The organism is Corynebacterium sp. CCM 9203 (genome assembly GCF_041357675.1).
Lineage (GTDB): Bacteria > Actinomycetota > Actinomycetes > Mycobacteriales > Mycobacteriaceae > Corynebacterium.
Genome location: NZ_JAUERY010000001.1, coordinates 482,214 through 495,910, shown reverse-complemented (window position 1 = coordinate 495,910; position 13,697 = coordinate 482,214). Strand labels below are relative to the sequence as shown.

Genomic DNA, 13,697 nt, shown 5'->3' with positions numbered 1-13,697 from the left:
CGGATCCCGTTCACGGTGGTGGAACAGTAACGTCAGGCACCGGAATTCACCAGTGCCGGGCGGGCCCGTCGCCAGGGCGTCAGGTGGGCCAATGCCGGACCACCTGAACTCCGTACACTTCTGCGTGGCGGAGCGAACGAGGCGGAACGGCCAAACTGTCAGCCATCATCTTAACCCGCCGTCTCATTCTTCGAGGAGCGCGGCTCCCCAGTAGAGATCTCGGCCCCCCTGGGTTCGTCCGTCACCTGGCTTGCCCTCCTGGACCCCGGGCGGACAAGCGAATACGGCGGACCCGACGTGAACGATCCACTGGTTCAACCGATCCTTCTCATCGAGACGCTGTTGAATGGGCACAAACTGATCGAGCGGGTTCTTCTGGAAGCAGATGAAGACAAGACCCGCATTCGAACTTTGTCCGCTCCCGGGTTCCGGGGGAAGATCGTAGTTGAAGGCCCGCCTCCTGATCTTCTGATACGGCTCGTCCACCGGATTGGTCGAACGCGCGACGTGACTTGCCGGATCAATGACCGGCAACCCGTAAGAGTCCCTGGCTCCGAAGTCCGGGGCATCAAATTCGTCACTTCCGGTTAACGGTGCCCCACTTTCGAGTGTCCGGCCCATCACCACCTCACGGGAAGTCCTGTCCAGAATCTCCCACTCATCGAGGTTCATGGCTATACGGCGGACGACGAGAGCGGTACCTCCGTACAACCATTCGGGCCCTTCATCGATCCAAACGATATCGTCGAACTCTTCTTCGGTACGGGGATTCACCGTGCCATCCTTCTGCCCGAACAGATTACGGGGGGTCACATTGTCCGGACGTCTTCCGTCAGAGTTGAGAAAACCCTGTTGGAACCACCTCACGGTGACATAGTCGACACCGGCTCTGATCAGGTGACGAGTAGCGTGCGATAACGTCACCGGGTCGTTGGAACAGATCTGGAGAACAACGTCAGCCTCACCCCATTTTTCCTCGAGTTGGTCACGCGAAAAGGCTGGCAATGCTCCGAGCCAACCGGGTTTCGCTTCGGGACGTCCAATGACGTCGAAGAACCTGGCCCCGAAACCACAGGTTACCGTCAGGTTCGCTGGTGTATCCGCCATTTCGGGTTCGAGGTCACCGAGTGGTGTCTGCCCCCGGCAGAGCCGACGAGCGTCTTCCGTCCAGAGTCGCATCAGTCGTCTGGCCGAACCCCGGTCAGCGCCCTCAACGAAGGTGAACGCCACCAGGTTGAGGTGCGCCTGGAACGGCGTGGCTATACCCGCCTGGTGCTCACCGTCAAACATCACGGTCTCATTTCCAGGACGAGCATCCCCGACCTCACGATCACCTGGAGGAATAACCTCGGGCCCCAGATCCGAGCGAGTTTCCGGAGAGCAGGCGGCTAACCCCACCCCGGCAGCACCTGCGGACAAACCCGCGAGAAAACCGCGACGGGTCAGTGAACGCGGTACAGGGCAGGATGGGTGATCTGGTGACATCGGGTATCTCACCGGACTTTCAGGATGATAAGGCTGAGGTGTAGAAATTCAGTGACACGTGAGGTGCCCCCCCCCCCGGAAATACCGCCGGCCCCCCGTCAGTTCCTTGCCTAACTATCATCACCATGTTTCATACCGTGGTCTCCGTGCGATGCATAATCTTCTTCACCTGCTGCGATCGCGCGAACCGGCACATCCTTCAACGTCACCTTCGTGCCATCCGACAACTCGAGAATGACATTGATGGTGGATCCCGCTTCAATGGCCCTATCATGGTTGAGGATCATCAGATGGTCGGCGCCAGGTTCCAGGATGTGCTTCCCGCCCGCCTTGATCTTGATTCCGCCGTCCTTTTCCCGCATCGTGCCATCAACGACCTCATGGATCTCGTAATCCGCGTCATCGAGCGAAGTGGTGAATCCGACCAGGGTGATGTCCCGGTCGGTTCGGTTTTCCAGAACCCCAAAAACAGCGGTCATCCCGGAGTTCTCCGGGATGGCTTTAACGTAACCGTCTTCGAGGTGCAACGCCACTTCCGTCACAGCATCAGCTACTTTTTCCTTGACGTCTTCACCAACTTCAGCAGCGGCAGAAGTAACGGCTGAAGTCGCATCATCCACGGACTCCTTCGTGGAATCGGAGCAGCCGGCAAGGATAAGACTCGCAGAGGCGAGGGTAGCGACGGTTGCACGGGTTAGGGTACGGGTGTTCATGGTGGACTCACTTTCTCTTCTTGAGGATCAGTCCTGCACCGACGATCACGAGGAGCAGGAGCCCGGCACCGATCGCGATACCGGGAAGATACGGGGTTGAGGATTCCGCGGAACCGGGCCGTGCGGAATCCCCCAGATTAGACTCCGACGCCAGCAGATCCTCCGACGGGACGCCTTCATCCGAAACGGTGAACGTGGTTCTGCCACGAGTAGCGTGCCCATCGGATGAGGTGATCTGGAATCCCACGGTATATTCGCCGGGCCCCGGAGTGATGTCATCGGGAACCGCCACCCGAACAATCTGGTCTTCGAGGGCCGGCTCATCACTGAAAAGGACAGTCGAGGTCTCAGTATCGCTCACTGCAACGGTATTGAAACTGTCCCGGGGAATACCGGAGAACTCCAGAATTATCTCACGCGGAAACACTTCCACCGTTGCCCCATCAGCAGGGGTTGAGTTGATTACGACGTCATGTGCAACCGCCCGGGTTTCCGACCATGCAGGTCCGAGGCCAGACTGTGCACCAAGGATGATCACGGATGCACAAAGCGCTGAAATGGCGCGCCCCATGCCACGACGGCACTGGTGTTCGGACTGCTGTCTCACATTCAACTCCCTGGGATTCTGTTGGATTTTCCGGGGTAAATCACCATCCAGCACCACTGGAACCCACATGCCGGAACGTGATCGGCCCCGATTTTCACGGCAGCCTCTTAGACTAGTCGGCTGCCGTTCCCCGGAAGTTCCCGCCAGCTTCGGATTCGCCCGAATCAGGAACAACGGAAACCTCATGAATGACCCTCCGGCCACAAATCTAACCCGTCATCGAAAGCAGCGCTCTGCCCTTCTCCTCGGACCATGCCACACGGCAGACCCGGCAAATGAAAAACCGCCCGAGGCAGGTAGTGCGCATGGGCGGTTCATTTGTGGTCCCAGCTGGGATCGAACCAGCGACCTTTCCGGTGTGAACGGAACGCTCTTCCACTGAGCCATGGGACCTCAAAACATAATGGTGACGATACTGAGAAAAAGAAGTAACCGTCTTCCACACAGAAGTTAACACGACCCTAAACCATAGACCTAATCGCCTGCTTGAACGGACAATTACCAGCCTAAATGGGCACGGACGGCCATAAGGCCATAGAAAATGATCCCGGCTCCGGGAGCAAGTCTTGACCACCAGAACATCCCGGAAGGGCGGACCAAAACCCACATCAAGGAGCGCTGGACTCCACACACCCGTCCGAACAACGGCTCGATCCCCATCCCCCAACACAGCTTAACTGGGGATTTGTGCACGGAACCGGATAGGGCTAGAGTTTGAAAACGCACCACACCGGATTCCTGATCCGGAGTATGTTGCGATGCGGATGTAGCGCAGTTGGTAGCGCATCACCTTGCCAAGGTGAGGGTCGCGAGTTCGAATCTCGTCATCCGCTCTGGTATGGTTTTCGTACCTGAACAACCACGGTGGAATGGCCGAGTGGTGAGGCAACGGTCTGCAAAACCGTGCACACGGGTTCGATTCCCGTTTCCACCTCCAGCTTCAAAGTCTTGCGCGTTTAGCTCAGCGGGAGAGCGCTTCCCTGACACGGAAGAGGTCACTGGTTCGATCCCAGTATCGCGCACCGGAGTCACACAACTCCTAAAAATGTGTGTGCGGATGTAGCGCAGTTGGTAGCGCATCACCTTGCCAAGGTGAGGGTCGCGAGTTCGAATCTCGTCATCCGCTCTGGAAATACTGCTAGCAGTTTTTCTTTCCTGCGCGTTTAGCTCAGCGGGAGAGCGCTTCCCTGACACGGAAGAGGTCACTGGTTCGATCCCAGTATCGCGCACCGGAGTCACACAACTCCTAAAAATGTGTGTGCGGATGTAGCGCAGTTGGTAGCGCATCACCTTGCCAAGGTGAGGGTCGCGAGTTCGAATCTCGTCATCCGCTCCAAAGAGGGGCATCTCGGTTAAACCCGGGATGCCCCTCTTCCTATATAGTAGGAGCTCCGTATCCTCAAGGACATGATCCCCCTTTCCGATTTTCTGGAACCCGAACCCCTGATCGGACCAATCGCCGATCCTCACCAAGATCAGGTACGCGCGTTATCCGCCATGACACTCACCGGCGCCACAGCGATCGGCGGCAGTTCCCGTGCCATCGGAAATGCCACGGACACCGAGCTGCTTCTGGCACTACGCCGTTGGAGCGACGTTGTTCTCGTAGGTGCCGAGACCGTCCGTTCAGAGAACTACGGGGGTGTCGTGGTGGATACTGATACCCGTTTACGACGCGCGAAGGAGGGACGCGGTGAGGTTCCCCCTCTCGCCGTCGTGAGCCGATCCTTAGCTCTGTCCCCTGATTCCAGACTGTTCGCCGACACCTGTATCCCGCCGCTCATACTCACCCCGGAATCGTCCTACACCGATCCTGCACTCACCGATTCGCGGGAAATGATTAGGGGGACGGGAGCCCAGATCTTCTCGATTGGGGATGGTGATGCGCGAAAAATCATGGAGACACTACGTCGACTCGGCCATCGGAGGATTCTCTGCGAGGGCGGAGCATGCTTGCTCGGGCAACTCGTTCGTGCGGGACTGACAGATATCCATCACGTCACCATCGACCCGAGTCTCACGCTGCCCGCCGCCCCTCCGCTCATTTCGTCGCCCCCCGAGGATCTAGGAGGGGAACCAGAGCAGCACCAACTTGAGCTAGCGGACATGCAGGCGACGAAAGACGGATGCGTCTTTCTTCGTTACCACACGAGACACCCTGGTCCCACTCCCTGAGCAGGGCTGTTTCCGCGGTATGGTGGTGCAGTGACTGACCTAGCCCAATCCCGTTTGACAACACTCTGGATCTCCCCGGGTGAGCGCGCACCCGCAACCTCCCCGACCCCACGGACCACCGGTTTCGACGGTATCGGTCGAGTGGTCTTCTGGCCATTGTCGGTGATGCTGATCATCCACCGCATTCTGATCCTCTCCGTCAACGGATCCGTGACCGATGATTTCTCCACGGTCTACTACGCGCTTCGCCGTTTCCATGAGGGGGTGCCGATCTACAACGAGGTCTACCACTATGTCGATCCACATTATCTGTATTCTCCGGGAGCCACGTTGGTGCTGTCCCCGCTGGGGATGCTCACAGATTTCGATTCCGCCCGGATGTGGTTCATCTGCATCAACGCTGGTGCGATCGTGGCGGGACTCGCAGTACTGACGAGAATGTTCGGGTATGCTTTGTCTTCAGTGGTTTTCCCCGGAGCGGTGTTCTTCACGTTTCTCACCGAAGCTGTCCGGAACACCCTTGTCTTCTCTAACATCAACGGGATACTCCTTCTCGCACTAGCCGCCTACCTCTACTGCCTGCTGCACGAACACAGGTGGGCCGCTGGCATTCTGATCGGGATGGCGATCCTCATCAAACCGATCTTCGCACCCCTGCTATTTCTCCCCCTGGTGAAGCTGAACTGGCGTACCGTCGCCATCGGCGTACTTCTCCCTGCGATCATCAACGCGATCGCCTGGCCAATTGTCCCCGGCGCGACCGATTACATCACCCGTACGATGCCCTATCTCGGAGAGGTCAGGGACTACGCAAACAGTTCACTCCCGGGTATCGCCACCTACTACGGCATGCCATGGTGGCAGGAGAAGTTCTGGTTCCTGTTCTTCGCGGGCTGCGTCACGGTGGGGACGTTCGTTCTTCTTCGCTGGCGCTACTCCGATCCTCTGCTCTGGCTTACGACGACCTCGGGTTTGCTTCTAGCAGGCGTGTTCCTGCTGTCCTCTCTCGGACAGATGTACTACTCGATGCTGTTGTTTCCGCTGCTGTTCACCGTTCTACTCCGACGCTCCCCAATGCACTCTCCCGTCGCATGGATTGCTGTGTACTGTTTCTTGTCCGCAGATGTATGGTTCTCCGATGAGTGGATCGATGCTGGCCGCGCGATCCACTATCTCAAACCGACCATCGGTTGGGCACTCATTGTGTTGACTATATCCGTGGCATCTGTCATCTGGTGGTGGCAGGAAAGGAACGGGCGAGCTGCAGTGGCATCTGAACCACCAGGAACCACGGTCCCATCCCCCACCACAACTGATTCAGCCCACCACCCCCGAGAAGAAAGCGAAGCGCAGGAACGATGACCGACTTCACCCTCATCCCCGATGACCAGTGGCGCAAACGGCTCTCTGCCGAGGAATACAGGGTTTTGCGGCAGGGAGGAACCGAAGCTCCCCACACAGGGAAATATACGGACACGGTCACTGAGGGCGTCTATTCCTGCCGTGCATGCGGTACCGAACTATTCCGGTCAACCGAGAAGTTCTCCGCTCACTGTGGCTGGCCCGCGTTTTTTTCACCCCTCGCCGCGGATCGGGTGATCGAGCGTGCGGATAACTCACTACCCGGGCGACCCCGCGTCGAAGTACTCTGCGCAGCATGCGATTCCCACCTGGGACATGTGTTCACAGGTGAGGGATACGACACACCGACGGATCAGCGCTACTGCATCAACTCAATCTGTCTCAGCCTCGAGGAGAAACCTCTCGACGAATCCTGAGAACCACAGATGCCCGCCTTTCCCGGGACGGGATTGGGCGGACATCGACACGGGTCAGGGAAGAACCGCGATGATCTCCTCGACATCATCGACACGTCTACCGGAGAAGAACGGAATCTCCTCCCGGACATGCCGACGTGCTTCCGTGTAGCGCATGCGGTACATCAGATCCACGATGCGGTGCATCTCTGGTGCCTCGAACGCGAGGATCCACTCATAGTCCCCCAGGGAGAATGCAGGTACTGTGTTGGCACGCACATCGGGGAAGTCCCGCGCCGCCATACCGTGTTCGACAAGGATTTTCCGGCGCTCCGCATCATCCAACAGATACCAGTCATAGGAACGGACGAACGGATAGACGGAGATCCACCGGCCTGGGTCCTCCCCCATGATGAAACTCGGGAGATGGGACTTGTTGAACTCTGCCGGGCGATGCAGCGCGGTTCCCGTCCAGAAAGCCTCGGTACACCGGCCAAGCGTCGTCGTACGACGAAAATCGTTGTAAGCCCGCTGGATATCCTCGATTTCTTCCGCATGCCACCAGATCATGACGTCGGCCTCAGCACGCAGTCCGGAGATGTCGTAGATTCCCCGGACCGTGACAGCGCTGTCCTCGAGTTTCTGGAAGAACTCCCTGGTGTCGACAATCGCTTGAGAGCGATCATCCCCGAGCGCCCCCGGAATGATCCGGAAGGTGGCGAACTGGGAGTACTGCTGCATCGAGTTGAGTCTCTCGAAATCCTTGCGCTGAGCCACGGTATTCGAGCTCCTTTCGTGGTGGGGTGGCCCCGAAACGGAACCACCGGTGAAACGTCGTCGGCATCATGTATTCACCGGCGAGCACTGCCATCCATCATAAGTTGGATACCCACCGGAGGGCGTGACCGCCCCTTCGGCGCGCCTCCCCAACCATAAGGTTTTGCGGCGTTAGGTTGAAACCCGTGACCGACTCCGAAGCTCCCCAGCATCCCGCCCCCGCCGGGACATCGGCCGACACCGGCGCTCCGCAGATGTTCAACGACGCTGTCGAATCCATGCACCGGGCCCGTCTACGTCCGGAGGTGTCCCTGGGAACCATCCGGCCGCCGCAACGGCTAGCCCCGTACAGTCATGCGATCGGACTCGAGATCGAACGCTCCACGAATGGAGACATCACCGCAGAGAGCGAAGGGGACGCATTCGGCAGATTGATCCTCCTTCACGATCCCGGAGCTGAAGAAAGCTGGGACGGCAAGATGCGTCTGGTCGCCTACATTCAGGCTGACATGGACGACTCCGTGGCCGGCGACCCATTACTGCCCGATGTCGCATGGGACTGGTTGAAAGAATCACTCGCCCACTGTGATGCCTCTCATACGAACCTCGGCGGGACCGTCACCTCCACTGCATCCGTCCGCTTCGGTGAAATCGGCGGTCCACCCCGCGCATTCCAAGTGGAGATGCGTGCGTCATGGACAGCGGTCGGCAACGACTTGACCGAGCACGTCGCCGCATTCAGTGAGTTACTGTGTCATGTCGCCGGTCTTCCCCCCGAGGGTGTCATTCCACTGAGTCAGCGGAGCTCCAGGCCCCACTTATGAATCTGGAGCAGTCAAAAGTACATCGCGACGGGTCTCCCGCACACCTCGGTGACAGTGAGGTCAACGTCATAGAGTGATGCCAGGTTTTCGGTAGTCATGAGTTCTTCTGGGGTACAACTATGCACGAGGGATCCATTCTTCATTGCGATGATCCAGTCGGAATAGGCTGCAGCGAAGTTAATGTCGTGAATCACGACGACAACTGTGCGGCCCAATTCCTCCGCTGTCCGCCGCAGCAGTTTCATCATCGCCAAAGAGTGCTTGATATCGAGGTTGTTCAATGGCTCATCGAGCAATATATAGTCGGTTTCCTGGGCCAGCACCATCGCGACAAATGCCCGTTGGCGCTGCCCACCGGATAGTTCATCGAGGTTACGTTCGGAGAACTCCTCCAGTTCCAGATACTCCAACGCACGTTGTATGGCTTCCTCATCTCGCTGCGTCATTCGTCCGGCGCTATGGGGAAACCGACCGAAAGCGACGAGGTCACGGACGGTAAGTCGAACAGCGACCCGATTCTCCTGGCGAAGGACGGACAGGATCTGCGCGAGCTTTCGGGAGGGAGTTGACCTGACATCATGCCCGTCGACACTCACGGTTCCGCCGTCCGCCCGAATCAATCTGCTGATAATTCCGAGCAAAGTCGATTTACCGGCCCCATTGGGCCCAATCACACTGGTCACGCCTCCCGTTGGGATGTCCACGCTGACATCGTTAACAACCGTGTTGGAGTCGTATTTCTTGGTCACACCGGCGATTCGAATCAACGGCCCAGGCCTTTCTTTGACAGCAGAAGGTAGAGGAACAGAATTCCGCCAGCAAACTCGATTATCACCGAGAGGGAGGTTTCAAAGGAAAACAGCTTGCCGAGGACCCACTGGCCCACCACGAGGAACACCACACCGAGGGCAGAAGCGACCGGGATGGTCCATCCGTGCCTGTCACTGCGGACAAGCAGGTACGCAAGGTTGGCCACGAGCAGGCCGAAGAAGGTCACTGGGCCGACGAGAGAAGTAGAGACGCTCACCAGGATGGAGCAGAGGACGAGTGCGATGATCACTTCACGTCGGTGATTGACCCCGAGGGATACTGCAGTCTCCCTCCCGAGGAGCAGTACGTCGAGCTGCCTGCGCCGACCCAGGAAAATACCGACGCACACGACGGTGACAACGGCAGCCCACGGCAGCAGATGCTTGTCCACCACGGAGAATGTCGCGAAGAAGACGTCCTGCAACACCTGGTATTCACCAGGGTCGAGCATCCGCTGCAGCAGCGCGGACAGGGAACGGAACAAAACGCCCACCACGATTCCGATGAGCAGCAACAAGTCGATGGAGGTCCGCCCGCCCACGAAGACAACCGAGAAGAGAAATAGTGAAAAACCGACCATGATGGCCGTGTTAACGAAGAACATCACGACCGACGGAGTTGTCGAGAAGAACATCACCCCCAACCAGTACACGATGATCGTCTGGATAAGGAGGTAGAGACTGTCGAAGCCCATGAGCGCCGGAGTGAGGATCTTGTTGGCCGTAATCGTCTGGAAGACAACGGTGGAGGCTCCGATCGCCACCCCCACGATGACGAGGCCAGCGACCGCCGACAACCGGAGTTTGAGTACGAATTTCCATGCAGACGGGAGATCCCAGGTGAGGGAGAAAACCACACCTGCGGTGGCCAGAGACATGAGGCCCACGACAAGGAGAATTCGGGAACGATCAGCCTTACGACGCCGTTCTCGTTGTTCATCGATGACGGACCGAGTGTTCGTCATCGATGAATTGTCAGCTACGGACACGGGAATTCCTCCGGAATAGGATCACCAGGAAAACAGCAGCGCCGATGACTCCCATCACCGTGCCGACGGGCATTTCATAAGGGAACCGGATCGTGCGTCCGACAAGGTCGCAGACCATGCACATCATCGCTCCGATTAACGCTACCCAGGGCAGAGACCGCCTGGTGTTGTCCCCCATCACCGCACTCACGAGGTTCGGGACAACGAGACCAAGAAACGGGATAGCCCCCACAACGGTTACTGTCACAGCAGAGACCACCGATACGACTGCGAGGCCGAACGTCTCCACGGCACGAGCATTGACGCCCGCGTTCACGGCGTAGGAACGCCCAAGTCCCAGAAGTGTGAAACGGTCCGCTGCCGCGTAACTGACGATCACGAGCACACCGATGATCCACAGCAGCTCATAACGGCCACGTAAAACCCCTGCGTAGCTACCCAACTGCCAGGAGCCGAGGGATTGGAGGAGGCCGTAATTATAGGCAATGAACGTCGCGACTGCTCCGATGACGCTACCGAGCATGATACCAACCAGTGGAACGGTGAATAGTCCGGGGTTGGGGATCCGCCGAATCGCGCCGAGGAACAGCGCGGTTCCGGCTAGAGCGGTCAACGATGCTGCCGTCATCTTCCATCCGATCGGTGCCGCCGGAAAGAAGAGGGTGACGAGGAGTAACCCGAGTGCCGCTGACTCAGTGGTACCGACAGTCGATGGTTCCACGAAGCGGTTCCTGGCCAGTAACTGCACGAGAAGCCCCGCCACCGCGATCGTCGCACCCGAGAGCACTATGGCGACGGTACGCGGTATCCGCGAGACAACCATGATGCGCCAATCTGAGTCGGCAACGCCGACGAACAGACTGAGAGCAGACAATGCCGCCAGCACCAGGATCGCTGGAAGCAGCAGCGTCGTTGAGTTGAATTTCATCCCGACAGGTCAGCCCTTGTACGCAGATCCGGCGGCATCGATCATCTTCGACATGGTGTTCAGCCCGCCGATGACGAGGTACCAGTCCGAGGAGTCAAGGTAGACGATGTTGCCGTTCTTCGCGGCCTTCGTGTTATTGATCAGCTCATTGTCGAGGGTTGCTTCTGCGGTACTACCATCGCGTCCGATCGCTGCATCCCGATCGACGACAAACAGGTAGTCGGGGTCAGCGTCCGCCACGAACTCGAAGCTGATGGGATCGCCGTGGGGTCCAGCCTCTTCAACCTTTGCCGCAGGAGTGTAACCGAGATCGAAGATCGTACCGAAACGAGATTTTTCGGAGTAGGTCGACAGTTCACCGCCACTGGTCATAATGACGAGTGCGGTGGGCCCACCAGCGGAGATCTCCTTCTTGTACTCGTCGGCCTTCTTCTCTAATTCGTCGGCCTTCTTCTCTGCTTCTTTACCGACACCAAAAACGGTACCGATCATCTCGGCGGATTCCGCGTTCGACTTGAGGTAATCATCATATTCAACAGTGATGTCGATCGTCGGTGCGATCTCGGACATCTGGTCATAGGTCTTCGCGGTCCGGCCACCGATGACGATTAGGTCAGGTTCGAGAGATGCGATCGCCTCATAGTCCGGTTCGCGGAAGGAACCGACGTTCTGCTTGTCCTCGTAACCGTCAAGAATTTCCGGGTTCGCGCCACCGGAGGCAACCCCGACGATGCGGTCACCGTAACCGAGAGTGTCCAGGTAGTCGACGCCGGAATAGTTCATGACAACGATCTTCTTTGGCTCGGCGGCGATCTCAGTCTCACCTTGTCGGTGCTTCACAGTCACCGGGTAATTGGCCGTAGCTTTGTCATCTCCCGATGCCGCAGCCGTCGAACTCACCCCACTGGATCCGGCAGTGGCCTCCCGATCAGTGTCATCGGCCGCAGATGAGCAGCCGGCAAGTGTGAGAGCTGCGGCGACGGCAACAGCAGTGACACGGGTCCTGATAGTCATATTCTTCCTTATCCTTCAGATCTTGAGGTGTCGGGACCGCCCGCACCAAGCCATATGACTGAACTGGTTTCCCCGGAGGCACTCACCGTGGGACGGCACCCGCTTTCCAGCCGCACAACAAATGAGACGCCCCAGCCGACAGCACACGTACTGCACTATCTAGCACTATCTATGACTATCTATCGGTCGAGCATCCTCCCATTTGCGAACGACCGTGCCAGGATAGCGCAGGCTCCCCTATGAAAACCATAACCAAATCCGCAATCTGAAACCTTCACCCCCAGTTGTCCATATTCCTAAACCCAGCCTAAATAAACTAGAAAACACCGAAAACATTAGGCCAGCATCAGCCTGTGGCAGCCATGAACAGCAGGGACCGCATTACACTTGGCCCTTATGGCAGTACCCCTCACATCACCGACCGAAGGAACACCAGGGCTCATCGACCACGCCCCGGGATTCAATGGCGCGGCTGAGCTGCTTGCCGCAGGCCGAGGTCCTATCGCCGTAGATACTGAACGTGCATCGGGCTACCGATACGACGAGCGAGCATTCCTGATCCAGCTCCGTCGCCGCGACACCGGGACCATCCTCCTGGACCCTGAAGGCATGCGTAGGGAGCTGCGTGCAGCATTAGCCCCGGTCCTGAATTCCGCGGTCTGGATCATCCATGCCGCTCCCAGTGATCTCCCATGTCTCAGCAAGCTGGGTTTGTACCCAGCCGATCTCTTCGATACCGAACTAGCAGGCCGGATCGCCGGGATGGAACGGGTCAACCTGGCCGCCATGGTCGAGGACGTCCTCGGTTACACACTATCCAAAGGGCATGGACAGGAGGACTGGTCGACACGCCCGCTTCCCGCCGACTGGCTGGACTATGCTGCGTTGGACGTCGAGCTGCTCAACGAACTCGCAGAGGCCATGACCGAGATCCTCGACAACAAGGGAAAACTCGACTGGGCAGTACAGGAATTTCACCATATCCTGCGAACACACAGGCGCGATACAGATTCAGGGTCTACAACGTGGGCACAAGCCAAAGGCATCAATGGCCTGAACCGGCCGGAGCAGCGCGCCGTAGCACGTGCACTATGGCTGGAACGGGACCGAATAGCACGCCAGCGGGACTGCGCAGTACATAGAATCCTAAAAACGAGGACGATGATAGAAATTGCGCGACGATTACCCGATTCACCCCGCGAGCTCACCACCATCAGTGGTTTCCCGAGGAGGGACGAACGTACTCGATCACGATGGATGTCAGTCATCAATAACGCACGCAACAGCCCTCAGTCATCATGGCCGACGCTTCCCGCCCACAATGCGCAGCATGTCCCCGGTAGATCTGCTTTCGCTTCCTATCCCAAGGTCAAAGCGTCTCTCACCCGTGCGAGGGAGTCTCTCACGGAAATTTCCGGGCAGGTTGAGGTTCCGGTAGAAAATATCCTCGCTCCCGCCACACTTCGCTCTGTGGTGTGGCACGCTGTGGAAACCAGGCGGATTCGATCGGTCGGCGAGCTGATCGACCATCTGGAGAGGATGCAGGCCCGCCCATGGCAGATGGAACTCAGCGTCCCGGTACTCGCCCAGGAGCTTCTTTGACACCTCTCCTATGTTCC

13 protein-coding genes and 7 tRNA genes are annotated in these 13,697 nt (G+C 58.1%); 11 read left to right on the top strand and 9 right to left on the bottom strand.

Going from position 1 to position 13,697, the window contains the following annotated elements:
• Positions 1–183: 183 nt before the first annotated feature.
• From QWU44_RS02160 to QWU44_RS02145, 4 genes are all read right to left on the bottom strand, one after another.
• The gene (locus QWU44_RS02160; RefSeq protein ID WP_370914052.1) at positions 184–1,485 is read right to left on the bottom strand and encodes a Dyp-type peroxidase; all 1,302 of its coding nucleotides are present in this window, start codon (positions 1,483–1,485) and stop codon (positions 184–186) included.
• 110 nt (positions 1,486–1,595) lie between these two features.
• Positions 1,596–2,198 (bottom strand): copper chaperone PCu(A)C, encoded by a 603-nt coding sequence (locus QWU44_RS02155; protein WP_370914051.1) that lies wholly within the window; start codon positions 2,196–2,198, stop codon positions 1,596–1,598.
• Positions 2,199–2,205: 7 nt separating this feature from the next.
• Positions 2,206–2,805 (bottom strand): copper resistance CopC family protein, encoded by a 600-nt coding sequence (locus tag QWU44_RS02150; RefSeq protein WP_370914050.1) that lies wholly within the window; start codon positions 2,803–2,805, stop codon positions 2,206–2,208.
• A gap of 321 nt (positions 2,806–3,126) precedes the next feature.
• A tRNA-Val gene (locus QWU44_RS02145) sits at positions 3,127–3,198 on the bottom strand.
• A gap of 367 nt (positions 3,199–3,565) precedes the next feature.
• Here QWU44_RS02145 and QWU44_RS02140 point away from each other — a divergent pair.
• The 9 genes from QWU44_RS02140 to msrB all read left to right on the top strand — a co-directional run bounded on the left by QWU44_RS02140 (position 3,566) and on the right by msrB (position 6,758).
• A tRNA-Gly gene (locus QWU44_RS02140) sits at positions 3,566–3,638 on the top strand.
• A 30-nt stretch (positions 3,639–3,668) separates the two neighbouring features.
• Positions 3,669–3,742: transfer RNA gene (locus QWU44_RS02135), tRNA-Cys, on the top strand.
• Between the two features lie 13 nt (positions 3,743–3,755).
• Positions 3,756–3,827, top strand: a tRNA-Val gene (locus tag QWU44_RS02130).
• A gap of 31 nt (positions 3,828–3,858) precedes the next feature.
• Positions 3,859–3,931: transfer RNA gene (locus tag QWU44_RS02125), tRNA-Gly, on the top strand.
• A gap of 31 nt (positions 3,932–3,962) precedes the next feature.
• Positions 3,963–4,034 (top strand) — tRNA-Val (locus QWU44_RS02120).
• 31 nt (positions 4,035–4,065) lie between these two features.
• Positions 4,066–4,141: transfer RNA gene (locus QWU44_RS02115), tRNA-Gly, on the top strand.
• Positions 4,142–4,212: 71 nt separating this feature from the next.
• Positions 4,213–4,980 carry a pyrimidine reductase family protein gene (locus QWU44_RS02110; protein WP_370914049.1) on the top strand — a complete coding sequence of 256 codons (768 nt, stop codon included), beginning with the start codon at positions 4,213–4,215 and terminating at the stop codon, positions 4,978–4,980.
• 30 nt (positions 4,981–5,010) lie between these two features.
• Positions 5,011–6,342, top strand: coding sequence for a glycosyltransferase family 87 protein (locus QWU44_RS02105; RefSeq protein ID WP_370914048.1), 1,332 nt, complete (start codon positions 5,011–5,013; stop codon positions 6,340–6,342).
• Positions 6,339–6,758 (top strand): peptide-methionine (R)-S-oxide reductase MsrB, encoded by a 420-nt coding sequence (msrB, locus tag QWU44_RS02100; protein ID WP_370914047.1) that lies wholly within the window; start codon positions 6,339–6,341, stop codon positions 6,756–6,758. Before QWU44_RS02105 ends, msrB begins: the two co-directional genes overlap by 4 nt.
• A gap of 54 nt (positions 6,759–6,812) precedes the next feature.
• Here msrB and hemQ read toward each other — a convergent pair whose 3' ends face one another.
• Positions 6,813–7,514 (bottom strand): hydrogen peroxide-dependent heme synthase, encoded by a 702-nt coding sequence (hemQ, locus tag QWU44_RS02095; RefSeq protein WP_370914046.1) that lies wholly within the window; start codon positions 7,512–7,514, stop codon positions 6,813–6,815.
• Positions 7,515–7,699: 185 nt separating this feature from the next.
• On the opposite strand from hemQ, the gene QWU44_RS02090 reads away from it, so the two are divergent.
• Positions 7,700–8,338 carry a DUF3000 domain-containing protein gene (locus QWU44_RS02090; protein ID WP_370914045.1) on the top strand — a complete coding sequence of 213 codons (639 nt, stop codon included), beginning with the start codon at positions 7,700–7,702 and terminating at the stop codon, positions 8,336–8,338.
• A gap of 11 nt (positions 8,339–8,349) precedes the next feature.
• Here the strand turns inward: QWU44_RS02090 and QWU44_RS02085 are convergent, their stop codons facing one another.
• Genes QWU44_RS02085 through QWU44_RS02070 form a run of 4 tightly spaced genes read right to left on the bottom strand, consistent with a single transcriptional unit; the run spans position 8,350 to position 12,078 of the window.
• On the bottom strand, positions 8,350–9,105 hold the full coding sequence (locus tag QWU44_RS02085) for an ABC transporter ATP-binding protein (protein ID WP_370914044.1): 756 nt from the start codon (positions 9,103–9,105) through the stop codon (positions 8,350–8,352).
• The gene (locus tag QWU44_RS02080; RefSeq protein ID WP_370914043.1) at positions 9,102–10,112 is read right to left on the bottom strand and encodes an iron chelate uptake ABC transporter family permease subunit; all 1,011 of its coding nucleotides are present in this window, start codon (positions 10,110–10,112) and stop codon (positions 9,102–9,104) included. The genes QWU44_RS02085 and QWU44_RS02080 overlap by 4 nt, the downstream gene beginning before the upstream one ends.
• A gap of 10 nt (positions 10,113–10,122) precedes the next feature.
• Positions 10,123–11,064 carry an ABC transporter permease gene (locus tag QWU44_RS02075; RefSeq protein WP_370914042.1) on the bottom strand — a complete coding sequence of 314 codons (942 nt, stop codon included), beginning with the start codon at positions 11,062–11,064 and terminating at the stop codon, positions 10,123–10,125.
• 9 nt (positions 11,065–11,073) lie between these two features.
• Complete coding sequence (locus QWU44_RS02070; RefSeq protein ID WP_370914041.1) at positions 11,074–12,078, bottom strand: siderophore ABC transporter substrate-binding protein; 1,005 nt, start codon at positions 12,076–12,078, stop codon at positions 11,074–11,076.
• 396 nt (positions 12,079–12,474) lie between these two features.
• Between QWU44_RS02070 and QWU44_RS02065 the strand changes: the two genes are divergently transcribed.
• A complete protein-coding gene (locus QWU44_RS02065) occupies positions 12,475–13,680 on the top strand; it encodes an HRDC domain-containing protein (protein ID WP_370914040.1) in 1,206 nt (401 codons plus the stop codon).
• Positions 13,681–13,697: the final 17 nt, after the last annotated feature.